A 22,319-nucleotide genomic window follows, 5' to 3' on the forward strand; every position below is an offset into this window, starting at 1 on the left:
CCTCAGGCGTTGTCGCCCCGGATCGCCGCGATGACCGCGTCGGTGACCTGACGGGTCGTCGCCGTGCCGCCGAGGTCCGGCGTGTGCAACTCTGGATCCGCCGTGACCCGCTCGACCGCGCGCATCAGCCGGTCGGCCGCCGGCTTCTCGCCGAGGTGCTCGAGCATCTGACACGCCGTCCAGAAGGTCGCGATCGGGTTGGCGATGCCCTTGCCGGCGATGTCGAAGGCCGAGCCGTGGATCGGCTCGAACATCGACGGGAAGGTCCGCTCCGGGTTGATGTTGGCGGTCGGTGCGATGCCGAGCGACCCGGCGAGCGCCGCCGCGAGGTCCGACAGGATGTCGGCGTGCAGGTTCGTCGCCACGATCGTGTCGAGGGTCTCGGGCTTCGTCACCATCCGCATCGTCATGGCGTCGACCAGCATCTTGTCCCAGGTCACGTCCGGGAAGTCCTTCGCGACCTCGGCGGCGATCTCGTCCCACATCACCATGGCGTGGCGCTGGGCGTTGGACTTGGTGACGACGGTGAGCAACTTGCGCGGGCGGGTGCGGGCGAGCTCGAAGGCGTAGCGGATGATCCGGTCCACGCCCGAGCGGGTCATCATCGAGACGTCGGTGGCGACCTCGTTGGGATGGCCTTGGTGGACCCGGCCGCCGACGCCCGCATACTCGCCCTCCGAGTTCTCGCGCACGATCACCCAGTCGAGTTCCGGACCCGAGACGTTGCGCAGCGGGCTGGTGATGCCCGGCAGGATCCGGGTCGGGCGGACATTGGCGTATTGGTCGAAGGGCTGGCAGATCGCGAGCCGCAGGCCCCAGAGGGTGATGTGATCGGGCACGTCCGGCGCCCCCACGGCGCCGAAGAAGATCGCGTCGTGGTTCCGGATCTGCTCGCGGCCGTCGGCCGGCATCATCACGCCGTGCTTCTTGTAGTAGTCCGAGCCCCAGTCGAAATGGTCGAACCGGAAGGCGAAGGAGCCGGCCTTCTCGGCCAGCGCGTCGAGCACCTCGATGCCGGCGGCGATGACCTCGACGCCGATGCCGTCCGCGGGAATGGCCGCGATGGTGTAGGTCTTCGTCATAGGTGTCTTCTCGAGCGTCTTCGGGGGCGAGGCGAGTAAGCGAACCCTGACGGTGGCGCGGGCTCGGCGTCCGGATCGGGACGTGTAACGTTTTGTGACACCGCGCAGTTTCGCGTTGCCGTGCCGTCCGCCGCCCCTATGCTCGCCCGATGCACGAGGGCACCACCATCGCCATCGTCGAGGACGATCCCGACATCCGGGCCCTGCTCGCCGGCTACCTGGAGGGCGAGGGGTTCCGCACCGTCGCCCTCGACGGTGGCGCGGCCCTCGACCGCCTGCTCGCGTCGGGCGTCGCGCCGCACCTCGTCGTCCTCGACTGGATGCTGCCCGGCGAGGACGGCCTGTCCATCTGCCGCCGCCTGCGTGAATCGGGCGGGCCACCCATCGTGATGCTGACCGCCAAGGATGAGGACATCGACCGGGTCCTCGGACTGGAGATGGGCGCCGACGACTACGTCTCGAAGCCGTTCAACCCGCGGGTCCTGCTGGCCCGGATCCGCGCGGTCCTGCGACGGGCCCACGGCGCCGGCGTCCAGGCCGCCGAGGCCGCGAGCGAGCGGCTGAGCGTCGCCGACCTCGTGGTCGATCTCGCGGCCCGCACGGTGCTCACCGGTGAGCCCGCCGCCGAGGTCCCGCTGACCAGCGCCGAGTACGACCTGCTCCACTGCTTCGTCACCCGGCCGCAGCGTGTGCTCTCGCGCGACCAGCTCCTCGACTGGACCCGCGGCCGGACCGCCGACGCCTTCGATCGCACCATCGACGTCCAGGTGAGCCGACTGCGGCACAAGCTCGACGCCTCGGGCAGCCAGGCCGCGTCCCTGCTCAAGACCGTGCGCAACGCCGGCTACATCCTCGCCGCCCCGGTCCGCTCCGGAGCCCCGTGATGGGCCGCATCGGGCTCCTCGGGCGCATCATGCTGCTCCTGCTGGGCGCCCTCTCACTCCTCGTCCTCGCCACAGTGGCCCTGGATCACTGGCAGCGCCGGGAGGAGCGGTGGCCCACCGGCTCCCGCTTCCCGCGGGTCGATCAGGCTGCCGGCATCATGACGCTGCTGCGCGACGCGGATCCCGCTCAGAGACCGGCCATCCTGAGGGCGGTGAGCGGCGAGGTGCTGCGGGCGGAGATCGTCGACGCGTCGCCCGAGACGACCGACCTGATCCGCGAGCCCCACCTCGAAGCCCGGCTTCGCCGGATGACGGCGGAGCCGGCCGACCGCGTCCAGGCCTACACCGACGCCACCCTGCTGCGCCGCGGCGTCGATCCGGCCAACATCGACCCAGCGGAGCGCACCGGACCGGTCGGGCGCCTCGCGCTGGCGACCTACCGGCTGCCCGACGGCCGGTACGCGGTGATCACCGCGGCCCAGCACCATCGCTCGCTCATGCCGTGGCTGTTCGGCCAGCCGCTGAGCCTCTGGGTGGCGGTGCTGGGCGCCGCGGCGGCGGGACTCGTCCTGGTCGGCACGCGCCACGAACTCGCGCCGCTGCGGCGCCTGACCGACGCGGTCACCCGGTTCGACGGCCGCGCCCCGGAGCGGGTGAGCGCGCCCCGGGGCGCGCCGGAGATCCGGCGCCTCGCCCAGGCGGTGCAGGGCATGCAGGAGCGGATCGCGGGCCTTATGGCCGAGCGCTCGCTGCTGATCGGCGCCATCTCGCACGACCTCAAGACCTACCTGACCCGGCTGCGCCTGCGCGCGGAGGCGGTGGCGGAGCCGACGCTCCGGGACAAGCTGGTGGCGGATCTCGACGCCATGACCGAGCTGATCGACGCGTCGCTGGGATTCGCCCGCGGCACCGCGGTCGAGGCGACGCGGGCGCCTGTGGACCTCGCCGATCTCGTCGCCGTCGAGGTGGCCGAGCACGCCGCGCAGGGCGCCACGATCAGCCTGACCGGCGAGGAGGTGCGGGACGCCACGGTGGCCGGCGACGCGGTCGCCCTGCGCCGGGTCGTCGCCAACCTGATCGGGAACGCCGTCAAGTTCGGGCGCTCCTCGGTGGCGGTGGCGGTGAGCCGGGCCGGGACGGTCTGCCGGATCGTGGTCGAGGATGACGGGCCGGGCATTCCCGAGGCCGAGCGGACGGCGGTGTTCAGCCCGTACTACCGGGTCGAGCGCTCGCGCAGCCGGCAGACCGGCGGGACCGGCCTCGGCCTCGCCATCAGCCGGCAGATCGCCGAGGCCCACGGCGGCACGGTAGTGGCGGAGGCCGGTGCGGAAGGCGGCGCGCGGCTCGTCGTGACCCTGCCGAGCCTGTCCTGAACGCGGGCGGCAACGAGCAGGCAACCGGCCGTTACACATCGTTACAGGACGGCGCGGCCCGGTCACATCCGGGAAGCGCGCGCGGACGAACCTTCGCTCACACGCCGCGGCGGATCCTCCGCCCCGGCGGCGGCGGTCGGCTCAAGGCCGGACTGCCCGATCGAGCGGAAGGAGATCATCGATGTTGAAGGTTCTCGTCCCGGCCGCGCTCCTCGTCGGCCTCGCGGTCCCCGCCTCGGCGCTGCCGCTGGTTCAGGACGCGGTCTCCGACGGGGCCGACGGCGCCCGGATCATCCAGGTCTACGGCGGCTGCGGTCCCTACGGGCATCGCGGCCCCTACGGCGGCTGCCGCACCGGCGGCCAGTGGGGCGGCTACGTTCGCGGCCGCTCGTGCCCGGCGGGCTTCCACATCGGTCCCTATGGGCGCCGTTGCTGGCCGAACTGAGCCGCCCCCCGTTCCTCGCCCGGCCCCGCGGCCGGACTCCCGTCGAGACTTCGCTGGAGTTGAGTCATGATCCGCACCCTCGTCATGCCCGTGGCGCTCGCCGCTGGGGTTCTGATGGCCGGTTCGAGCGCCGAGGCGCGCGACGGCTGCGGTCCCGGCTTTCACCGCAATCCCTACGGCTGGTGCCGCCCGAATCTCGGTTATCGGCCGTTCGTCTACGTCCCGGTCTATCCGCGGGTCGGCTATCGGTGGCACTACGGCTACCGCTACCCTTGGCACCGGCGGTTCGCGTGGGGCGGCTATCGCTGGGGCGGGTTCCGCCATGCCGGCTGGCATGGGGGATGGCACGGCGGCTGGCATCATGGCGGTTGGCGCCATCGCTGGTGAACCGGTGCCGGATCCGGCCGCGCCCGTCCCCTATGGCAGGACGAGCCCCGACGCCGCGTAGGTCAGGGCCGCGACCAGGGCCGCGGCCGGCATCGTGATCACCCAGGCGATCACGATGCCCTGCGCGACGTTCCAGCGGACCGCCGAGACCCGCCGCGCCGCGCCGACGCCGACGATGGCGCCCGTGATCGTGTGGGTGGTCGAGACCGGGATGCCGAAGGCGGTCGCGGCGAACAGCGTCGCGGCGCCGCCGGTCTCGGCGCAGAAGCCCTGCATGGGCGACAGCCGCGTGATCTTCGAGCCCATCGTGTGGACGATGCGCCAGCCGCCCAGAAGGGTGCCGAGGGCCATGGCGGTCTGGCAGGACAGCACCACCCAGAGCGGCACGTGGAAGGCCCCGCTCTCGCCGTGAGCGTAGAGCAGGGCCGCGATGATGCCCATGGTCTTCTGGGCGTCGTTGCCGCCGTGGCCGAGCGAGTAGAGCGAGGCCGAGACGAATTGCAGGCCCCGGAACAGGCGGTCGACGGCGTGCGGCGTCGCGCGGACGAAGATCCACGAGACGGCCAGCATCAGCAGCAGCCCCAGGGCGAAGCCGAGGGCCGGCGAGAGGACGATGGCGGCGCTGGTGGCGATGACGCCGGGCCAGACGATCACGCCGACTCCCGCCTTGGCGATGCCGGCGCCCAGCAGGCCGCCGATCAGGGCGTGGGAGCTGGAGGACGGGATCCCGGCGTACCACGTGACGAGGTTCCACGTGATGGCGCCGCCGAGGGCGCCCATGATGACCCGGTCGTCCACCGTGGCGACGTCGATGATGCCCGAGCCCACCGTGCCGGCGACGTGCAGGCCGAAGACCAGGAAGGCGACGAAGTTGAAGAACGCCGCCCAGAACACGGCGTAGCGGGGCGCCAGCACCCGCGTCGACACGATGGTGGCGATGGAGTTGGCGGCGTCGTGCAGCCCGTTCAGGAAGTCGAAGACCAGGGCGAGGACGATGAGGACGACGAGGAGCGTCACGCGGCGACCTGCGGCTCAGACATGTTCGACGACGATGCTGCTGATCTGGTTCGCCACGTCCTCGAACCGGTCCATGACCTTCTCCAGATGGCCGTACAGTTCGGACCCGACGAGGAAGGCCATGGGGTCCCGCCCCGAGGCCTTGAACAGGGCCTTCAGGCCGTCATTGTGCAGGTCGTCGGCCCGCCCCTCCAGCTCGATGACGCGCTCGGTCAGGCTGTTCAGCGCGGCGGCGTTCTCGCCGAGGGCCCGCAGCTTCGGCAGCGCCTCGGCGGTGACCTGTGCGGCTTCCTGGATGACCGCGCCCATCTCACGCATCGCCGGCTCGAAGGTGCTGACCTCGAAGAGCTGGACCGCCTTGGCGGTCTTGAGCATCTGGTCGATGGCGTCGTCGAGGGAGCCGACCAGGGCCTGGATGTCGCCGCGGTCGAACGGCGTGATGAAGGTCCGGCGGACCGCCAGCAGCGCCTCCCGGGTGATCTCATCCGCCGCGTCCTCGTGGGCCGCGATCGCCGCGTAGGCCGCCGGCACGGCCTGAGTCCCGTCGAGAAGGGAACGCAGCGCGGCCGCGCCATCCTCGAGCGTTCGCGCGTGGCGCTCGAAGAGGTCGAAGAACCGGTCCTCCCGCGGCATCAGGGCGCGAAACCAAGCCAGCATGTCGTGTCCGGATCGAGAGGTCGGCGCGTCGGCCGGGTGCGACAACACCCGGCAGGCACAACGGGCGAAAGCGCCGACCCGATCCGGAAGCCGGCAAACAATCCGTCGGAAGCATCGCCGGCCGGCGGCCGGCCCCGCTCAGCGGGCCGGGCTGGCGGCGGCGTGAAGCCAGCCGAAATCGACCGGGTAGCCGAGCCCGTGCAGCATCTTCACCCGCTTCCACGAGGCCGACCGCGCCGAGGCCGCGTCCTGACCGGCGTCGATCTCGGCGCTCTCCATCTCCTGCAGCTCGCGGGTCAGCGCCTCGCGCAGGCCTGTGGCCTTCATGTTGCCGAGCGCGGCGGTGAACGCCTGCTCGGCGATCCGAACCTGATCACAAATCTGACGCACGCTCATCAGTACCGATCCCTCCAGCCCGGCGTGAACACTGCATTTCCGCAGTCGATCGGAGGCTATCACGCGGGCCGTCGGCGGGAGATGTACGTCTTTGGTGCAGCGCCCGTCACCGCAGGGGGAGCAGGCGGAGGCGCCGCGTTGTCCGCGGCGGGCGCGCCCAGCGCCGCTTGCGCCCGAAGGTCCGGCGGGAATCGGAGAGGCGCGCGTCCACGTCCATCTTGCGACCCAACCGCGGCTGGACGCTGGCGCCGATCGCCACCAGCGCGGCTGACCCGATCAGCGCGACGAGTACCGCGCCCCAGAACACACTCTCGAACATCAGGCACTCCCGGACCGGAGCCCCGCCGCGGACCACTCGGGGACGCGCACGATCGTGGAGGAAGCTAGAACATTCCCGGCAATGCAATCAACGCCCTGTATCGAGCGGTATTTAACTGTCGACAACTGATTGCGTCGCCTCGACCGCCCAGGGTCGACGCGGGCGCCGTGTCCTTGCGCAGGATCTGTCCTTGCGCGGGATCAATGCGCGCGCCGGCCCGGTCTCCGACGATCCCCGCGCCAGACCGGAGCCCGAACCATGCGCCTCTATCGCGTCACCTTCTACAAGACCGTCGCGGACGATACTGGCCACGAGCACCGGGTGCGGCAGCGCTCGATCCTGGTCCGGGCGTCGTCGGAGGTGTCGGCCGTCTGGCAGGCCAAGGCGCTTCTCTGCGCCGACGCCCGGGTGGTCGACTGGCGCCTGCGCGCCGACAGCTGCGAGGTCGCGGCCCTGCCGGTCGCCGCGTAGGCCCGCCGGAGCGGCCCCGCGGGCGAGAAGATCGATCCGGCAGACAGGCATCTCCGGCCCGGACGACCGGGACAATCCGGCGGATCCGGCGCCCGGGCTCCGCGACGCGGCCCCGGGATGACGGGGTGCTGCCTCCGCTCGGCCTCGAGACAGAGACCGCACCCCGACCGCAGCGTCGCCCGGTGCGGCACCGCACGCCGCGGAACCGAGCCCGTCCTGCTGTGGCCCCATTCCGCTGCGACAGCGCCCGGATCGGCGTGGCGATCGCCAGCGTCCGCTCCCGGTGCCTTGCGGTGGCGGCGACGATCCCGACGCCGCGCCCAGCGCCGTCGTCGCGGGCCGGCCCGATCGGGGCGGGTTTTACGAAGCGTTCATCCTCCGGGTGTCCGATCCGGGTTGTCAGAGGCGGGAAAGCGGAAGCGATGCCGAGCGAGACGAACCGAGTGACTCAGGATGCCCCGGCGCAGGAGCCGATCCTGGAGCTGTGGCGCATCCTCGCCCTCGCGCTGATCGTCGCGGCCGGCATGCTGTTCGTCCATCTCGTCGTCCCCGCCGAGGCAGACGCGGCCGCGGCCCCGGTCGCGACGGCGCAGACCGCGGGTGAGCACACCACTCGGTAGGCAGCGTCCTCTCGGAGGACGCCCTACGCGGCACCCGAGCGACCTGTCCGGCCGAAGCGGCGCAGCGAGAGACCTGCCGGGCTGAGCCGGTCACGCCCCGATCGAGTCCTGATCGATCGAGTCCTGGTCGATCGAGTCCTGGCAGGACGCGAGGCGCCGCGGCGCCTCACTGCATCGGCAGCGGGACCGCCTCGACGGCGACGTCGCCGATGCCCCGGTCGGCGAGGGCCGCGCGCAGGGCATCGGTCAGGCAGGTGCCGGCCGTGAAGGCGCCGAGCGCCGAGCCGTGCCGGTCCGCCTCGCGGGGGCGGGGGCCGATCAGCTGCACCACGCGCCGGGCAATGGCGGGCGCCGGGTCGATCCAGGTGACCGGCCAGGGCGCCACCGCCTGGAGGCGCGGTAGCAGCAGCGGGTAATGGGTGCAGGCGAGGCAGACCACGTCGGTGCGCCGCCCGTCGGCCTCGGCGACGAAGCAGGGGGCGATCTCGGCGGCGAGGGCGGCGTCGTCCACCGGCGCGCCCGCGAGCTCGGCCTCCGCGAAGCCGGCGAGGTTCTGCGAGCCGACCAGCGTCACCGCGCAGGTGCCGGCATAGGTCGCGATCAGGTCGTGGGTATAGGAGCGCGCCACCGTGCCGGGCGTCGCCAGCAGCGTGACGAGCCGCGAGCGCGTCGCCTCGGCGGCCGGTTTGATCGGCGGCACGACCCCCACGAAGGGCGTGGTGAAGCGCTGGCGCAGAGCCGGGAGGACCAGCGTCGAGGCGGTGTTGCAGGCGATCACCACGAGGTCGGGCCGGTGGGTCGCGACCAGCCGTTCCATCACGGTGAGGACGCGCGCGACGAGGGTCGCCTCCGAGAGCCGGCCGTACGGGAAGGCCGCGTCGTCGCCCACGTAGACGTAGCGTGCGTCCGGGCGGGCGCGGCGCACGGCGTCGAGAACGGTCAGGCCGCCGAGGCCGGAATCGAACACCAGGATGGTCGGCTCGGCGGCGCAGCGCAGCGCGGCGGCGGACAGGCTGGCCCCGGCCATCAGATCGATCCGCATGAGAACCCCGGACTCCTCGAAGAGCGTCCCAAAATCTCGGCAGCGAGGGTTAAGGCAGTCTCACTGCGGCGAGAGAAAGACCCGTGATCCCCAACCCGTTCCGTTAACCGCCGCGCGGCCGCGGCGAAGAAGCCGGAGACGCGCAGGTGGCCGCCCGACCTCGACGTCGAGCGAGCCCCCTGTCGCGGAAGAGCGCTGTCGCAGAGGTTGTCGGAGCACGGCCGGAACATATCTTCTGCGCGCCGGCCAAGGTCGAGAAGACGGTTCTCGGTCAGGCCTGAAACAAGGGACCATCGTCATGGCAGCGACAGCCGCACTGCGCCCGGACGAGACACGCGACCCTGCGGCACCGGCCTTCCCGCCGCCGCCGGTCACCGCCCGGCCGATCGACCGGGCCGCCTGGATCGCCGCCTACCGGCAGGTCCGGAGCGAGACCGAGCGCCGCGCCGCGCCGCTCTCGCCGGAAGACCAGCAGGTCCAGTCGATGGCCGACGCCAGCCCGACCAAGTGGCACCGGGCGCACGTCACGTGGTTCTTCGAGCAGTTCCTGCTCCGGGAGCACCTGCCGGGCTACGCGATCTACGACGCGCGGCTGCACTATCTGTTCAATTCGTACTACGTGGCGGCGGGTCCCCGTCAGCCGCGCATCCAGCGCGGCATGATCACCCGCCCGACCATGGCGGAGGTCGCCGCCTACCGGGCCCATATCGACCGCGCCGTCGAGGCCCTGCTGGGCCAGGCCTCCGAGCGCGCCCTGGAGGCGGTGCTGCCGATCCTGGAGATCGGCCTCTACCACGAGCAGCAGCACCAGGAGCTCCTCCTCACCGACATCCTGCACGCCTTCGCGCAGAACCCGCTCAACCCGGCCTACGACCCGGACTGGCGGTTCCCGAAGGCGGCGGCGCAGGACGGCCAGGTCACGCTCGACCGCGCGATCGCCTGGATCGGGCACGCGGGGGAGGGCTTCTCGTTCGACAACGAATCCCCGCGGCACGAGACGCTGATCCCGGCCGGCCGGATCGATCGGGCGCTCGTGACCAACCGCCAGTGGCTCGCCTTCATGGAGGATGGCGGCTACGCCAAGCCGGAGCTGTGGCTCTCGGACGGCTGGTATGCCGGGCCGGCGGAGGGCTGGGAGGCTCCCGGCTACTGGCGCCGCGCCGGGGAGGGGTGGGCGACCATGACGCTGGGCGGCGAGCGCCCGGTGGACCTCGACGCGCCCGTCACCCACGTCAGCTACTACGAGGCCGACGCCTACGCCCGCTGGGCCGGCCGCTTCCTGCCGACCGAGTTCGAGTGGGAGGTCGCGGCCCGCGACGGCGGCCTGCCGGACGCCTTCGGCCTCGTCTGGCAATGGACCCGCAGCGCTTACGTCCCGTATCCGGGCTACCGGCCGCTCCCGGGCGCGCTCGGCGAGTACAACGGCAAGTTCATGGCCAACCAGTTCGTGCTGCGGGGCTCGTCGGTGGCGACTCCCGAGGGCCATGCCCGCCTGCCGTACCGCAACTTCTTCTATCCGCACCAGCGCTGGCAGTTCACGGGCCTGCGCCTCGCCGATGCCGCCTGACGCGCCCCGGAGCCGCCCTTGACCATCAAGCCCACCTTCACCGACGCGACGCCGGTCACGCTGGACGCGCCGCCGCTGAGCTTCCTCGACGACGTCCGCGCGGGCCTCTCGAAGCCCCAGAAGGCCCTGTCGCCGAAATACTTCTACGACGCGGCCGGCTCCGCGCTGTTCGAGGCGATCACGCAGTTGCCGGAATACTACCCGACCCGCACGGAGATCGGCATCCTCGAGGCCTGCGGCCCCGAGATCGCCGCGCTGCTGCCGGCCCACGCGGCGCTGGTGGAGTTCGGCAGCGGCTCGACCGTGAAGCTGCGCCGGCTCCTGCACCATCTCGACACGCTGGCCGCCTACGTGCCGGTGGACGTCTCGGGCGAGTTCCTGCGCGGGCAGGCGGAGGCCCTGCGGGGCGACTTCCCCGACCTGCGGGTCGAGCCGGTCGTCGCCGACTTCACCCGCGACTTCGACCTGCCGGAGAGCCTGAACGGCCTGCCGCGCGCCGGGTTCTTCCCGGGCTCGACCATCGGCAATTTCGACCCGCACGAGGCCGAGGCGCTGCTGCGCCGGTTCGGCCGGATCCTGGGGCCGGGCGCCCACATGATCGTGGGCGTCGACCTCGTGAAGGACGCCGCGGTGCTGGAGACCGCCTACGACGACGCGCAGGGCGTCACGGCGGCCTTCAACCTCAACCTGCTGACCCGGATCAACCGGGAGCTCGCCGGCCGCTTCGAGCCCGGCGCCTTCAGCCACCGGGCGGTGTTCAACACCGACGCGTCGCGGATCGAGATGCATCTCGTGGCCCGCGACGCGCAGGCCGTGCGGGTCGGCGCCGACACCTTCCGCTTCGCGGCGGGCGAGACGATCCACACTGAGAGCAGCTACAAGTACACGCCGGCCACGTTCCGGGCGCTCACCGAGCGCGCCGGCTGGACGTGGCTGACGGTCTGGACGGACCCGGAGCAGCTGTTCTCGGTCCACGCGCTCCGGCTGGACTGAGGGTCGGCCGGGCAGGGGACGCGACCCATGCGTTTCAGCCCGCGCTGGTTCCTGCTGGTGGCGCCGGGTCTCGGCGCCCTGGCGGGACTGCTCTACGGGGCGATCTTCGGGATCGCCCCGCTGACCGGCACGGCGATCCGCGGCGCGATCATCGGCACGCCGATCCTGCTCTACGAGCGCCGGCTGCTGGCGCCGGGCCTGCGCGACCGCGTCCGCGGCCTCGCGACGCCGCTGTTCCTGCTCGCGACGGTCGCGCTCTACATCGCGCTCATCGTCGTCGGGAACGCCGTGGCCAGCACGGTGCTGAACCAGCTGTTCCGGTTCATGTACAGCGAGCGGAACGCGATGCTGATGTCGCAGTCCGGCCTGCTCTACGCGCTCGGCATCTCGGCCCTGGTGGTGTTCGTGTTCCGGGTCCGCGACCTGATCGGCCCCGGCGTCTTCGCCAACCTGCTGATCGGGCGTTACCACCGGCCGATCAGCGAGGAGCGGATCTTCCTCTTTCTCGACGTGACGGGGTCGACGCGCTTCGCCGACCGGTACGGCGACCGGGCGGCGCAGGCCTATCTCGGGCAGGTCTTCAACGCCCTGGCGCTGCCGGTGGCGCGCGCCCGCGGCTCCATCGATGACTACGTCGGCGACCTGGCGCTGGTGACCTGGACGATGGAGCGGGGCCTGCGCGACGCCGCCTGCCTGCGCTGCGTCTTCGCGTTCCAGGAGCGGCTCGCCGCCGAGGCGGAGAACTGGCGCGGCCGCTTCGGACAGGTGCCGCAGTTCCGCGCGGCGCTGCATTGCGGGCCGGTGGTCACCGCCGAGATCGGGCTGGAGCGGCACAAGATCGCGTATTTCGGCGACGTCGTGAACACGACGGCCCGGCTGGAGGCGCTGTCGAAGACCCTGGGGGTCGACGTCCTCGTCTCGGCCGACCTTCTCGCCCGGATGGGGCCGCTGCCGGACGACCTCGTGGCGGAGGATCTCGGCAGCCACGCCCTGCGCGGCCGCGCCGAGCCCCTGGCCGTGGCGGCGGTCCGGCGCCGGGTCGCCGTCGCGGCGCCGGTGCGGCCGCTGCCGGGCCGCGCCGCGACCGCCTGATCCGGCCGCGGCGGTCGGCCGCTCAGGCGCCCAGCGCCTTCAGCACCGCCCGCGCGGCACGCTCGCCGTCGAGCGTCGCCCCGCCGACCGTCATGGCGCCGCCGCCAGCCAACGCCTCGCCGGCGAAGAACAAGCGCCCGCCCACCGGCGCGCGCAGGCGGTCGCGGGCCTCCGCGTGGCCGGGGGCGGCGATCGAGTAGGAGCCCCGCGCGTGCGGGTCCGTCCACCAGCCGGCGAGGCGGCCTGCCTCGACGGCGCTCCGGGCGCCGCCGCCGAGCACCGCGACGAGTCGCTCGGTGGCGAGCGCCACCGCCTCTGCCTCGCCGGCCCGGCACAGGTCCCGCGCCAAGTCGCCCCCGAGATTGGCCACCGCCAGGGACCGGCCGAAGGGCTGCATCTCGAAGTACATGGTCGGTCCGCCCGTCGCGGCCGAGACCGCGTCGCCGAGGGCGGCTCCGTCGAGGCGTGCCGGGTCGAGGCGCAGGCCGATCTTGGTGTAGGCGCCCATCGACAGGCCGTCGAGCGCCGTCCGGGCGGCCTCCGGCAGGGCCGGCGTGAACGCCACGGCCCCGGCCTTGAGCACGCCGACCGGCACCGTGACGATCGCGGCGGCGGCCGCGATCGTGCCCCGCGCCGTCTCGACCCGGACCCCTCGGCCCGACCAGTCGATCGCCCGCACGGGGCAGCCGAGGCTGACCGGGAGGTCGGCGAAGTGCCGCGCCACGAGGTCGCCGTAGCCGTCGATCCACAGGTCGGAGCCGGACCAGAGCCGGTCGTAGTCGACGGCCGAGACCCGCTCGGGATCCTCGCCGAGGGAGAGCCGGCTCAGACCGGCCGCGGCCGTGGCGGCGTCCGGACCGCCGGCCCGGGCCGCCTCCGCCAGGGACGGGTCGCCGGCCTTCGGGGCGAGCAGCGCGTCGAGGCCGGAGAAGCCGGCGCGCCGCTGCGCCGCCTCGGCGGCGGTGGCGGGACGGCCGTCGATCACGAGCTTGCGCGCCCAGCCGTCCTCGCGGGCGACGGGCGCCTGCGCCGCCCGGGCGATCGGGGCCCAGGGGTTGCGCTCGGCCCAGTGGATGTACTCGGCGCCGGCGTCGAACCGGCACGCGGCGCCGAGCGCCCGGTCGGTGAAGGCGCGGCCGCCGATCCGCTCCCGCGCCTCGACGAGGATGAAACTCTGCCCGGCGGCCCGCAGGAGGGCGGCCGCGGCAAGCCCGGCGGCTCCGGCGCCGACGACGACCACGGGTCCGCCGCTGGCCCGGCCGCGGAGGGCCGGCATCGCCAGGAGGGGAGCAGCGAGAAGCGATCGTCGAGTCGGTGTCATGAACGCGCCCGCGCGGATCCGTCCGGAGGCGTCGGCCTCCGCGCGCGGGCTGCGCGGCGCGCTACCCGCGCGCGTCCTGGCTGCCCGAGCGCTTCTCCATCATGGCCTTGACCTGCATCAGCTGGTCCCAGACCTGGCCCGGCGAGGTGCCGAAGAAGTCGAAGCCGGCGGCGATGCCCCAGTAGATGCCGAAGCAGATGAACGGCACGAGCACCCAGGCGAGCACCTCCTCGCCGCGGCGGCGCCGCTGGCGACGCCGGCGCCGCTCCTCGCGCCGGGTGAGCTTCTTGGGGGGCGCCGGCTGCGCGACGGGGGACAGAGGTCCCTCGTGCAGGTTGTCAGTCATCGGGCGCCTCCTCGCCGCGGCGCATGCGCGTCGCGGCGGTCATAGACCGGCGGCCCCCGAGTCCGGAAGGCCGCCGGCCGGCACGCACAGCATTAGGCGCGCACGAGTGGCACCTTCGGCACGGTCCGGACGCCGCCGCCCGAGCTGCCGCCGCCACCCTTGTTGTCCTTCGGCGTCTTCTTCCGGGACGCGGTGCGGGGCTTGGCGCGCTTGTGGCGCTTGGCGGCGTTGGTCACGTCCTTCTCGGGCTTGGGCGTGACAGGGCCGGCCGGGAACTCGAAGGTCAGGCCGTCCTTCGCGCCGGTCTTGGCCTCGCCGTCCTCCGGCTTGCGGACGACCACGCGGACCGCGCCGCCGTCCTTCAGCCGGCCGAACAGGACCTCGTCGGCGAGCGGCGTCTTGATGGTCGACTGGATCAGCCGGGCCATGGGCCGGGCGCCCATCGCGTCGTCGTAGCCGTGCTCCACCAGCCAGTCCCGAGCCTCGTCGGAGAGCTCGATCGTGACGTTGCGGTCGGCGAGCTGCGCCTCGAGCTGGAGGACGAACTTGTCCACCACCTTCGCCACCACCTCCTTCGGCAGGTGGCCGAACGAGATGATCGCGTCGAGCCGGTTGCGGAATTCCGGCGCGAACAGGCGGTTGATCGCCTCGACGTCGTCGCCGGAGCGCTTCGACTGCGTGAAGCCGTAGGCGGCCTTGGCCAGATCGGACGCGCCCGCATTCGACGTCATGATGATGATGACGTTGCGGAAATCGACCTGCTTGCCGTTGTGGTCGGTCAGCTTCCCGTGGTCCATCACCTGCAGCAGGATGTTGAACAGGTCCGGATGCGCCTTCTCGATCTCGTCGAGGAGGAGCACGCAGTGCGGGTGCTGATCGATCCCGTCGGTGAGCAGGCCGCCCTGGTCGAAGCCCACGTAGCCGGGGGGCGCGCCGATCAGGCGGCTCACCGTGTGGCGCTCCATGTACTCCGACATGTCGAAGCGCAGCATCTCGACGCCGAGGGATGCGGCGAGCTGCTTGGCGGCCTCGGTCTTGCCGACGCCGGTCGGGCCCGCGAACAGGTACGAGCCGATCGGCTTGTCCGGGTCGCGCAGGCCGGCCCGGGCCAGCTTGATCGCCGAGGTCAGGGCCTCGATGGCGTTCGGCTGGCCGTAGACCACCCGCTTCAGGTTCTCGGTCAGGTGCTGGAGCACCACCGCGTCGTCCTTGGAGACGGTCTTCGGCGGGATCCGGGCCATCGTGGCGATGGTCGCCTCGATCTCCTTGATGCCGATGGTGCGCTTGCGGCGCGCCTCGGGCACCAGCATCTGCGAGGCACCGGTCTCGTCGATCACGTCGATCGCCTTGTCGGGCAGCTTGCGGTCGTTGATGTAGCGGGCCGACAGCTCCACCGCGGCCTTCACGGCCTCGGTCGTGTACTTGAGCTTGTGGAACTCCTCGAAGTACGGCCGCAGCCCCTTCACGATCTCGATCGTGTCGGGGATCGACGGCTCGTTGACGTCGATCTTCTGGAACCGGCGCACCAGGGCGCGGTCCTTCTCGAAGTACTGGCGGTACTCCTTGTAGGTGGTCGAGCCGATGCAGCGCAGCGTGCCGGAGGCCAGGGCAGGCTTCAGCAGGTTCGACGCGTCCATGGCCCCGCCCGAGGTCGCCCCGGCGCCGATCACCGTGTGGATCTCGTCGATGAACATGATGGCGTTCGGGTGCGCCTCGATCTCCTTCATCACCTGCTTGAGGCGCTCCTCGAAGTCTCCGCGATAGCGGGTGCCGGCGAGCAGCGTGCCCATGTCGAGGGAGAAGACGGTCGCGTCGGCCAGAACCTCCGGCACTTCGTGCTGGATGATCTTGCGCGCCAGCCCCTCGGCGATCGCGGTCTTGCCGACACCGGGATCGCCCACGAGCAGCGGGTTGTTCTTCTGCCGCCGGCAGAGCACCTGGATGGTGCGCTGGACCTCGCTCTCGCGGCCGATCAGCGGGTCGATCTTGCCGTCGCGCGCCTTCTTGTTGAGGTTGACGCAGTAAGCGTCGAGCGCGTCGCCCTTCTTCTTGGCGCCGCGGGGATCGCCGTCGTCGCTCGGCCGCTCGGAGGCGCCCTCCTCGTCGGCGCCGCGCACCGGCTTCGCCTCGGAGGCGCCGGGCCGCTTGGCGATGCCGTGGCTGATGTAGTTGACCGCGTCGTAGCGGGTCATGTCCTGCTCCTGCAGGAAGTAGGCGGCGTGGCTCTCGCGCTCGGCGAAGATCGCCACCAGCACGTTGGCGCCGGTCACTTCCTCGCGGCCCGAGGACTGGACGTGGATCACCGCGCGCTGGATGACGCGCTGGAATCCGGCCGTGGGCTTGGCGTCCTGACGGCCGTCGCCGGTCAGGTTGGAGAGCTCGGTGTCGACGTAGTCGACCAGGCTGCGCTTGAGCGTGTCGATCTCGACGTTGCAGGCGCGCATGACCGCGGCCGCATCTTGGTCATCCACCAGGGCGAGCAGGAGATGCTCCAGCGTCGCGTATTCGTGCCGGCGCTCGCCGGCGAGCGCCAGGGCGCGGTGGAGGGCTTGTTCTAGGCTGCGTGAGAAGCTTGGCAAAGCTGGCCTCTGTCCTTCGTGCCTACCGCGAGCGGCGCCTATTTCTTTTCCATAACGCACTGGAGAGGATGTTGGTGTTTGCGCGCGAAGTCCATGACCTGCGTCACCTTGGTCTCCGCCACCTCGTAGGTGAAGACCCCGCACTCGCCGACCCCGTTCTGATGCACGTGCATCATGATGTGGTAGGCGTCCTCGTGGCTCTTGTTGAAGAACCGCTCGACCACCAGGACCACGAACTCCATCGGCGTATAGTCGTCGTTCAGAAGGAGTACCCGGTACAGGCTGGGCCGCTTTGTCCGCGGCTTGGTCCGCGTGATGATCGCGGTGTTGGACCGGTCGTCGCCCCCGGGGGCGCGCGAACCGGATGCCGTGACCGCGATGCGCGCCGGCCGGTGGTCCCTCGTCGAAGTCGCGGTGCCCTGCATGGGGACCTGTGTCATGTGCGTCGAACCGATCCCTCGCTCGGAGCGGGCGCCGCCGGCCCTGACGGCCGATCCTGATCCTGGCCTGCCGGGAGCAGCGCTCAGCTCCGCGCCGATCAATCTACAGACGGTGAGCCGACTTCGCCAGACGCCTGTGCGCACTTGTCCGCCCCGCACGGCGCGTCTTCGGCGCATCACCGCCGACCCGCTAGCGTGTCGGGCCGGGACGGGCCGCGGGCGCCGGCGACCCCGCTCTGGGCCGCAGGAGTTCGCCGCTCAGGCCCAGCAGCGCGTCGCCGGCGGCGGCGGAGCGGGCCGCGGCGCGCTCTCCGGCCCGGTGCAGGTACGCGGTCTGCACCGCCAGGATCTCGGTCGGGCTGCGGGCCGCCGCCAGCGCCCCCCAGGTGGCGCCGAGGTCGTCGAGAGCCGTCTTGAACGAGTCGAGATACTCGATGCCGAGGGACTGGGCCGCCCGGCTCGCGATCCCGAACCGCCGCAGCGGCGTGCCGAACCCGAGGACGGCCGGGCCCAGAGGAAGGGCAGGGGGTCTCTGCATCGCCGATCTCCGGACCGCAGCCGAGCCGGCTGGCCATGGGCGACCGGCCGTTTCGGACCGCCGCGAGAGTGTGCGGCACGACAGCCAGCGTCAAGCTCGGGCCGGTAAGCCCCCTGCCAGGAGCCGGCTGGCGATGGCCGCGCGGCGACAGCGGGTCGGGGACGACCGGTAAGCGATGGCAGGGACGACACGATCCGGCATTCGCCGCGACCGCATTAACGGGCCTGTAACTGCACTTGCCTAACTCTCCACTGATGCAGCGGGGCCACGCGATCGGCGGGAGGCTCCGCAGGGGATACGACCGGCCGGACCGGTCTCGCGAGGCAATCAGGCGTGATGCGTAGCGTAGTAGGCCGCTCTCGATCGATTCCAGCGCTCCCGGCCGCGATCCTGGCGGCCGCGGTCCTGACGGCACTGGCCTCGCCGGCGGAGGCCCGGCGCGGCCGGCACCACCACCACGCCCGCGCGGCCGGCGGCTACAACCCGCCCTACGCCGCCATGGTCGTGGACGTGAAGAGCGGCAAGACGCTGCACGCGGTCAACGAGGACGCCCTGCGGCACCCGGCCTCCATCACCAAGGTGATGACGCTCTACCTGCTGTTCGAGCAGATGGAGCGGGGCAAGTTCGCCCTCGATTCCGATCTGACCATCTCGGCCCACGCCGCCGCCCAGGCACCGTCGAAGCTCGGCCTGCGCCCCGGCCAGACCATCTCGGTCGAGGACGCCATCAAGGCGATCGTGACGAAGTCGGCGAACGACGTGGCCTGCGCGATCGGCGAGAACATCGCCGGCTCCGAGGAGCGCTTCGCCCAGATGATGACCGCGAAGGCCCACGCCCTCGGCATGAGCCGGACCCACTACGCCAACGCCTCGGGCCTGCCCGATCCGGAGCAGCTCACCACCGCCCGCGACCTGACCGTGCTGGCCCGGGCGATCCAGGACCGCTTCCCCCACTATTACCGCTACTTCCAGACCCGGTCCTTCGCGTTCCGCGGGCGCGTGATCGGCAACCACAACCACCTGCTGGGCAATGTCCAGGGCGTCGACGGGATCAAGACCGGATACACCCGCGATTCCGGCTTCAACCTGATGACCGCGGCGAAGTCCGAGGGCCGCCAGATCGTGGCGATCGTGCTGGGCGGCAAGTCCGGAGCGGGCCGCGACCGGATCATGGCCGACCTCGTCCGATCCAGCCTGCCGCGCGCCTATGCCGGTGCCCGGATCTCGGCGCCGGTCACCGAGGTCGCGGAGCGCGCCCGCCCGGCGGTCGTCGCCGACGCGGTCTCGCGGACCCGCACGCAGGTCGCCTCCGCGGACGACGAGGACGTCGAGACCACCGGCACCACCGGCGAGCCCCTCGACCTGTCTCCCTCCAAGACGACGACGCCGGGCGGCACCTGGAAGCCGGGCCCGCAGGCGATCCCGAAGGCGGCCCAGGCCTATGCCGGCGGCGGCAACGCCCAGCCGCCCTTCCCGGGCGCGTCCAAGTCCACGGCCCGGGTGGCCTCCCTCGAGCGCGACGAGCCGCCGAAGGCGGTCTCCGGCGCCCGCGTCGTGCCGACCGCCTGGGTGATCCAGCTCGGCGCCATGGACGACGAGGGCAAGGCCCGCTCGATGCTCTCGGAGGCGCGCGCCAAGGTCGGCGGCAGCCTGTCGAAGGCGGCGCCGTACACGGTCAAGGTCGAGCACGGCGGCACCACGCTGTTCCGCGCCCGCTTCTCGGGCTTCGCCGAGCAGGATTCCGCCCAGGAGGCCTGCTCGGCCCTGAAGCGCAGCGGCTTCAGCTGCTTCGCCACCCGGAGCTGAGGCCCGCGAGACCCGACGGCGCGCCCGCGCGCCGGATACGGAACGGCCGCGACCGAGTTCGCCCGCGGCCGACGATCGGTATCTCTCTGACAACGCGCGTGGAGTTCAGCGATGTCGGTTCAGAAGCCTGTCCCGGGCCGCGTTGACGCGCGCCGCTCCCTCGGCGCTGCCGCCCTGGTCGGGGTGGGCGCGCTTCATGAGAGACCTGTGGGCCGACCGGATCTGCTCAGCGGTCGCCCCGCGCTGAAGCCCCAGGATCTCGTACGCCTCCTCCTGCGTCATCGTCCCTGGGTGCGGCGGACGGCGCGGCCGCGGGTCGCGATCGCCCTCAGCGTCTACACGCCATCCGGGCGCCCGGCGGTCGAGATACGGCTCTAGCAGGGCGGCGCCCGCGGCGTCGCGGATCCGGCAGAGCCGCAGCAGCTCGACCACGGCCCCGGTGGGCATGCTGTCGAGCCACGCGCCGGCGCCCGGCCCCGCGATGACGCGGCCGGTGCGCAGGCTGCCGTCCGGGCGCAGGAGCGCGTCGATCAGGACCGTGCGGAAGCGGCGGTCCTGCGGGTCGCGGGGGCGGTCGCCGGATCGCGGCCGGATCAGGCGGCGGAGCCGCGCGGTCATGGCCGCCTGACCCTCGATCATCCAGACGCCGCTGAGCCCGAGCAGCGCCGCGAGGACGATGTTCCCGCGCAGGAGCAGGAACCCCGCGGCGAGCAGCGCGAAGGCGCCGAAGGTCGGCAGACGCGCCCGCCCGCGGGCGGCGTCGAGGCCCGCCCGGAGACCGCGGCGCAGCCGACGGCCGAGGCCGCCCGAGTTCTTCGAGAGCCACCACAGGGTCAGGCAGGCGAGCAGGCCGGCGAACAGCGCCATCGCTCAGCGCCGCACGCCGTAGATGGCCGACGCGCTCCCGCCGATCCGGATACTCGTGCCGTCGCCGAGATCGAAGTGCCCCGGCCGGGACGGCCTCGGCGGGCGGGTCGCGGTGTCGCAGCCGGGCTGCGGCGGCAGGCGCACGCCCTCGGGGAGGTTCTCCGGGCAGAGGCGCGCGCGGGTGGGGACCTCGCCGGCCTGCGCGGCGCCGGCGACGAGGATCAGCAGCAGGGGCAGGGGCAGGGGCAGGCGGCGGTTCGGGTGCGTCATCGCCGGTTCTCCGCGACCTCGGCGGTGGTGACGCGGACCTGCCGGATCCGGCCATCGCGCTCGACCTTGAGGGTCACGCCGGCGCCGAGGCCGGCCTCCTCGATGGCCGCCGTCAGGTCGGCGAGGCGGTGGACGGGGCGGTCATTGGCCTCGACGATCACGTCGCCGATGTCGCCGGTCTGCGGATCGACGCCGCGCAGGCCGGCCTGCGCGGCCGGGGAGCCGGGCAGCACCCGCACGATCACCACGCCGTCGATGCCGAGCCGCGCGGTGGCCGCCTCCTGGGCGGCGATGATGCCGATGCCGGGATTGCGCACCCGTCCGGCCTTGATCAGCTCCGGCACGATCCGGTTCACCACGTCGACGGGTATCGCGAACCCGATCCCGGCGCTGGCGCCGGACGGCGACACGATGGCGGTGTTGACCCCGATCAGCCGGCCCGCGGAACCGAGGAGCGGGCCGCCGGAATTGCCGGGGTTGATCGCCGCGTCCGTCTGGATCACGCCGGACAATTCGCGGCCCTCGCTCGTCGGCATCCGCCGCCGCACGGCGCTGATGACGCCGGTCGTCAGCGTGTGGTCGAGGCCGAACGGGTTGCCGATGGCGAAGGCCGACTGCCCGACCTTGAGATCCGCCGAGGTGCCGATCGCCAGCGGCGGCGGCATGTTCCGCACCCGCCCGAGCTGCAGGACCGCGAGGTCGTAGGACGGCGCCATCCCGACGAGGGTGGCGGGCACGACCTCGCCGTCGCTCATCCGGACCGAGACCGAGCCGCCGCTCCGCGCGGCGTTCTGCACGACATGGGTGTTGGTGACGATGTGGCCGGCGCCGTCCCAGACGAAGCCGGTGCCGGTCTGGGTCCCGCCCTGCTCGCCGCCCTGGTCGTCGAGGTCGAGGAGGTCGCGGTTCTGGGCGGCGCTCTGCGCGAAAACGTGAACGACGGACGGGCTCGCGCGCTCGAACAGCGCCACCGTCGAGGCCTCGGCCGGCGCCAGATCGCCGCGGGCCGTCACGGCCCGGGGGGTGTCGGCCAAGTAGAGCAGCGGCTGCAGGTAGGGCTGGGCGACGTAGAGCGCCAGCAGGACCACGACCGCGGCGAACAGGATGCGCACGGTACGATCCGGCACGGGTGTCTCCGATGCATGGGCGCGCGGGAACGCGCGCGGGCGGGCCCGCGACGGGCGGAGCCTTAAGTGCGCGTTCAGGATCGGGGCGTCAACACAGAGGGGCACCGCCGCCGACAGGCCCCTGACGTGTTCTGGCGCACGTCGGCGACCGGCGCAGACTGGCTAACGGAATGGTCATCATTCAGGAGCCACAATTCTCGCAAGTCCAGGGCAGCTCAGTTGCGCTCAATACGGACATGGAACACCGAGCCGCGCCCGGACTCCTGCCTCGGCACCGGATGCTGGTTTCGAAAACCGCCCGAATTGATCGCAAAGCTGCCGCAGAGATGCTTGCATTGACGCTCAGACCATCGATCGCCGCAGCCCCTCGGCAGAGCCCGGCGGCGGCGGTCTGAACGGTCCAAAACGGTTCGGAAGGACGAGTACAGATGGAAACCGAAGCTCTGGAACGGCCCGCGGATCTGACGATCTGGCGCACGGCCCCGGCGAGCGCCCCGCTCGCGCAGCCCGAGCGCTACCAGACCCTGCGGGAGGCGATCGCCGCCGCGGCCGGCGCCCTGGCCGACCCGGCCAAGCAGCCCTGGATCATCACCGAAGAGGGCGAGATCCTCTCGCCGAACTGGATCCGCACCTATCTGAACTGACGATCCGTCGCCCGAAGAACGGAGATACCGGGGACG

General features: G+C 72.1%; 25 protein-coding genes. 11 read left to right on the plus strand and 14 right to left on the minus strand.

The window, feature by feature from the left end; all coding sequences use genetic code 11:
• Positions 1–2: 2 nt before the first annotated feature.
• The gene (locus ME121_RS22945) at positions 3–1,082 is read right to left on the minus strand and encodes a tartrate dehydrogenase (RefSeq protein WP_024830968.1); all 1,080 of its coding nucleotides are present in this window, start codon (positions 1,080–1,082) and stop codon (positions 3–5) included.
• A 149-nt stretch (positions 1,083–1,231) separates the two neighbouring features.
• On the opposite strand from ME121_RS22945, the gene ME121_RS22950 reads away from it, so the two are divergent.
• From ME121_RS22950 to ME121_RS22965, 4 genes are all read left to right on the plus strand, one after another.
• Positions 1,232–1,966, plus strand: coding sequence for a response regulator (locus ME121_RS22950; protein WP_012317775.1), 735 nt, complete (start codon positions 1,232–1,234; stop codon positions 1,964–1,966).
• Positions 1,966–3,339: a sensor histidine kinase gene (locus ME121_RS22955; RefSeq protein WP_059409629.1), complete on the plus strand. Its 1,374-nt coding sequence runs from the start codon at positions 1,966–1,968 to the stop codon at positions 3,337–3,339. Before ME121_RS22950 ends, ME121_RS22955 begins: the two co-directional genes overlap by 1 nt.
• Positions 3,340–3,520: 181 nt before the next feature.
• Complete coding sequence (locus ME121_RS22960; RefSeq protein ID WP_012317777.1) at positions 3,521–3,784, plus strand: GCG_CRPN prefix-to-repeats domain-containing protein; 264 nt, start codon at positions 3,521–3,523, stop codon at positions 3,782–3,784.
• Positions 3,785–3,850: 66 nt separating this feature from the next.
• On the plus strand, positions 3,851–4,171 hold the full coding sequence (locus tag ME121_RS22965; RefSeq protein WP_024830966.1) for a GCG_CRPN prefix-to-repeats domain-containing protein: 321 nt from the start codon (positions 3,851–3,853) through the stop codon (positions 4,169–4,171).
• 30 nt (positions 4,172–4,201) lie between these two features.
• Here ME121_RS22965 and ME121_RS22970 read toward each other — a convergent pair whose 3' ends face one another.
• The 4 genes from ME121_RS22970 to ME121_RS22985 form a co-directional block, all read right to left on the minus strand.
• Entirely contained in the window at positions 4,202–5,188 is a 987-nt protein-coding gene (locus tag ME121_RS22970; RefSeq protein WP_012317779.1) for an inorganic phosphate transporter, read from the minus strand.
• Between the two features lie 15 nt (positions 5,189–5,203).
• A complete protein-coding gene (locus tag ME121_RS22975; RefSeq protein ID WP_012317780.1) occupies positions 5,204–5,845 on the minus strand; it encodes a DUF47 domain-containing protein in 642 nt (213 codons plus the stop codon).
• A 138-nt stretch (positions 5,846–5,983) separates the two neighbouring features.
• Positions 5,984–6,241, minus strand: a complete 258-nt coding sequence (locus tag ME121_RS22980) for a hypothetical protein (RefSeq protein WP_012317781.1) — start codon at positions 6,239–6,241, stop codon at positions 5,984–5,986.
• Positions 6,242–6,347: 106 nt separating this feature from the next.
• A complete protein-coding gene (locus tag ME121_RS22985) occupies positions 6,348–6,560 on the minus strand; it encodes a hypothetical protein (protein WP_012317782.1) in 213 nt (70 codons plus the stop codon).
• A gap of 258 nt (positions 6,561–6,818) precedes the next feature.
• On the opposite strand from ME121_RS22985, the gene ME121_RS22990 reads away from it, so the two are divergent.
• Together ME121_RS22990 and ME121_RS22995 are read left to right on the plus strand one after the other, a co-directional pair.
• Positions 6,819–7,031: a hypothetical protein gene (locus ME121_RS22990; RefSeq protein ID WP_012317783.1), complete on the plus strand. Its 213-nt coding sequence runs from the start codon at positions 6,819–6,821 to the stop codon at positions 7,029–7,031.
• Positions 7,032–7,474: 443 nt separating this feature from the next.
• Entirely contained in the window at positions 7,475–7,651 is a 177-nt protein-coding gene (locus tag ME121_RS22995) for a hypothetical protein (RefSeq protein ID WP_234741356.1), read from the plus strand.
• 166 nt (positions 7,652–7,817) lie between these two features.
• Here the strand turns inward: ME121_RS22995 and murI are convergent, their stop codons facing one another.
• Positions 7,818–8,693, minus strand: coding sequence for a glutamate racemase (murI, locus tag ME121_RS23000; RefSeq protein WP_012317785.1), 876 nt, complete (start codon positions 8,691–8,693; stop codon positions 7,818–7,820).
• Positions 8,694–8,991: 298 nt separating this feature from the next.
• Here murI and egtB point away from each other — a divergent pair, with 298 nt between their 5' ends.
• Genes egtB through ME121_RS23015 form a run of 3 tightly spaced genes read left to right on the plus strand, consistent with a single transcriptional unit; the run spans position 8,992 to position 12,345 of the window.
• Positions 8,992–10,260: an ergothioneine biosynthesis protein EgtB gene (gene egtB, locus ME121_RS23005; protein ID WP_059409630.1), complete on the plus strand. Its 1,269-nt coding sequence runs from the start codon at positions 8,992–8,994 to the stop codon at positions 10,258–10,260.
• Positions 10,261–10,278: 18 nt separating this feature from the next.
• A complete protein-coding gene (gene egtD / locus ME121_RS23010) occupies positions 10,279–11,253 on the plus strand; it encodes an L-histidine N(alpha)-methyltransferase (RefSeq protein WP_012317787.1) in 975 nt (324 codons plus the stop codon).
• Positions 11,254–11,280: 27 nt separating this feature from the next.
• A complete protein-coding gene (locus ME121_RS23015) occupies positions 11,281–12,345 on the plus strand; it encodes an adenylate/guanylate cyclase domain-containing protein (protein ID WP_012317788.1) in 1,065 nt (354 codons plus the stop codon).
• Positions 12,346–12,367: 22 nt separating this feature from the next.
• Here ME121_RS23015 and ME121_RS23020 read toward each other — a convergent pair whose 3' ends face one another.
• The 5 genes from ME121_RS23020 to ME121_RS23040 all read right to left on the minus strand — a co-directional run bounded on the left by ME121_RS23020 (position 12,368) and on the right by ME121_RS23040 (position 17,569).
• On the minus strand, positions 12,368–13,666 hold the full coding sequence (locus tag ME121_RS23020; protein ID WP_024830962.1) for a flavin monoamine oxidase family protein: 1,299 nt from the start codon (positions 13,664–13,666) through the stop codon (positions 12,368–12,370).
• Positions 13,667–13,727: 61 nt separating this feature from the next.
• Positions 13,728–14,012, minus strand: a complete 285-nt coding sequence (locus ME121_RS23025) for a hypothetical protein (RefSeq protein ID WP_059409631.1) — start codon at positions 14,010–14,012, stop codon at positions 13,728–13,730.
• Positions 14,013–14,104: 92 nt separating this feature from the next.
• The gene (gene clpA / locus ME121_RS23030; protein WP_012317791.1) at positions 14,105–16,591 is read right to left on the minus strand and encodes an ATP-dependent Clp protease ATP-binding subunit ClpA; all 2,487 of its coding nucleotides are present in this window, start codon (positions 16,589–16,591) and stop codon (positions 14,105–14,107) included.
• 38 nt (positions 16,592–16,629) lie between these two features.
• Positions 16,630–17,016: an ATP-dependent Clp protease adapter ClpS gene (gene clpS / locus ME121_RS23035; RefSeq protein ID WP_012317792.1), complete on the minus strand. Its 387-nt coding sequence runs from the start codon at positions 17,014–17,016 to the stop codon at positions 16,630–16,632.
• A gap of 205 nt (positions 17,017–17,221) precedes the next feature.
• Positions 17,222–17,569 (minus strand): phasin family protein, encoded by a 348-nt coding sequence (locus ME121_RS23040; RefSeq protein WP_024830960.1) that lies wholly within the window; start codon positions 17,567–17,569, stop codon positions 17,222–17,224.
• A 336-nt stretch (positions 17,570–17,905) separates the two neighbouring features.
• Between ME121_RS23040 and ME121_RS23045 the strand changes: the two genes are divergently transcribed.
• On the plus strand, positions 17,906–19,375 hold the full coding sequence (locus ME121_RS23045) for a D-alanyl-D-alanine carboxypeptidase (protein ID WP_029361563.1): 1,470 nt from the start codon (positions 17,906–17,908) through the stop codon (positions 19,373–19,375).
• A gap of 105 nt (positions 19,376–19,480) precedes the next feature.
• On the opposite strand, the gene ME121_RS23050 is transcribed toward ME121_RS23045, so the two are convergent.
• The 3 genes from ME121_RS23050 to ME121_RS23060 are packed head-to-tail and all read right to left on the minus strand — an operon-like array spanning position 19,481 to position 21,639.
• Positions 19,481–20,242 (minus strand): DnaJ domain-containing protein, encoded by a 762-nt coding sequence (locus tag ME121_RS23050; protein WP_043374929.1) that lies wholly within the window; start codon positions 20,240–20,242, stop codon positions 19,481–19,483.
• 3 nt (positions 20,243–20,245) lie between these two features.
• Positions 20,246–20,512 carry a hypothetical protein gene (locus ME121_RS23055; protein WP_053621939.1) on the minus strand — a complete coding sequence of 89 codons (267 nt, stop codon included), beginning with the start codon at positions 20,510–20,512 and terminating at the stop codon, positions 20,246–20,248.
• Positions 20,509–21,639, minus strand: a complete 1,131-nt coding sequence (locus tag ME121_RS23060) for a trypsin-like peptidase domain-containing protein (protein WP_059409632.1) — start codon at positions 21,637–21,639, stop codon at positions 20,509–20,511. Before ME121_RS23060 ends, ME121_RS23055 begins: the two co-directional genes overlap by 4 nt.
• Before the next feature lie 428 nt (positions 21,640–22,067).
• On the opposite strand from ME121_RS23060, the gene ME121_RS23065 reads away from it, so the two are divergent.
• A complete protein-coding gene (locus ME121_RS23065; RefSeq protein ID WP_012317798.1) occupies positions 22,068–22,283 on the plus strand; it encodes a hypothetical protein in 216 nt (71 codons plus the stop codon).
• Positions 22,284–22,319 lie beyond the last annotated feature (36 nt).

This window comes from Methylobacterium sp. ME121, assembly GCF_000974725.1.
GTDB classification, from domain to species: Bacteria; Pseudomonadota; Alphaproteobacteria; order Rhizobiales; family Beijerinckiaceae; genus Methylobacterium; species Methylobacterium radiotolerans.

Bases quoted from the DNA above. Each gene is read 5' to 3' on its own strand.
- ME121_RS22945 (WP_024830968.1), bottom strand. From the start codon at position 1,082: ATGACGAAGACCTACACCATCGCGGCCATTCCCGCGGACGGCATCGGC.
- ME121_RS22950 (WP_012317775.1), top strand. From the start codon at position 1,232: ATGCACGAGGGCACCACCATCGCCATCGTCGAGGACGATCCCGACATC.
- ME121_RS22955 (WP_059409629.1), top strand. From the start codon at position 1,966: ATGGGCCGCATCGGGCTCCTCGGGCGCATCATGCTGCTCCTGCTGGGC.
- ME121_RS22960 (WP_012317777.1), top strand. From the start codon at position 3,521: ATGTTGAAGGTTCTCGTCCCGGCCGCGCTCCTCGTCGGCCTCGCGGTC.
- ME121_RS22965 (WP_024830966.1), top strand. From the start codon at position 3,851: ATGATCCGCACCCTCGTCATGCCCGTGGCGCTCGCCGCTGGGGTTCTG.
- ME121_RS22975 (WP_012317780.1), bottom strand. From the start codon at position 5,845: ATGCTGGCTTGGTTTCGCGCCCTGATGCCGCGGGAGGACCGGTTCTTC.
- ME121_RS22980 (WP_012317781.1), bottom strand. From the start codon at position 6,241: ATGAGCGTGCGTCAGATTTGTGATCAGGTTCGGATCGCCGAGCAGGCG.
- ME121_RS22985 (WP_012317782.1), bottom strand. From the start codon at position 6,560: ATGTTCGAGAGTGTGTTCTGGGGCGCGGTACTCGTCGCGCTGATCGGG.
- ME121_RS22990 (WP_012317783.1), top strand. From the start codon at position 6,819: ATGCGCCTCTATCGCGTCACCTTCTACAAGACCGTCGCGGACGATACT.
- murI (WP_012317785.1), bottom strand. From the start codon at position 8,693: ATGCGGATCGATCTGATGGCCGGGGCCAGCCTGTCCGCCGCCGCGCTG.
- egtB (WP_059409630.1), top strand. From the start codon at position 8,992: ATGGCAGCGACAGCCGCACTGCGCCCGGACGAGACACGCGACCCTGCG.
- ME121_RS23015 (WP_012317788.1), top strand. From the start codon at position 11,281: ATGCGTTTCAGCCCGCGCTGGTTCCTGCTGGTGGCGCCGGGTCTCGGC.
- ME121_RS23020 (WP_024830962.1), bottom strand. From the start codon at position 13,666: ATGACACCGACTCGACGATCGCTTCTCGCTGCTCCCCTCCTGGCGATG.
- ME121_RS23025 (WP_059409631.1), bottom strand. From the start codon at position 14,012: ATGACTGACAACCTGCACGAGGGACCTCTGTCCCCCGTCGCGCAGCCG.
- clpS (WP_012317792.1), bottom strand. From the start codon at position 17,016: ATGCAGGGCACCGCGACTTCGACGAGGGACCACCGGCCGGCGCGCATC.
- ME121_RS23040 (WP_024830960.1), bottom strand. From the start codon at position 17,569: ATGCAGAGACCCCCTGCCCTTCCTCTGGGCCCGGCCGTCCTCGGGTTC.
- ME121_RS23045 (WP_029361563.1), top strand. From the start codon at position 17,906: ATGCGTAGCGTAGTAGGCCGCTCTCGATCGATTCCAGCGCTCCCGGCC.
- ME121_RS23050 (WP_043374929.1), bottom strand. From the start codon at position 20,242: ATGGCGCTGTTCGCCGGCCTGCTCGCCTGCCTGACCCTGTGGTGGCTC.
- ME121_RS23055 (WP_053621939.1), bottom strand. From the start codon at position 20,512: ATGACGCACCCGAACCGCCGCCTGCCCCTGCCCCTGCCCCTGCTGCTG.
- ME121_RS23065 (WP_012317798.1), top strand. From the start codon at position 22,068: ATGGAAACCGAAGCTCTGGAACGGCCCGCGGATCTGACGATCTGGCGC.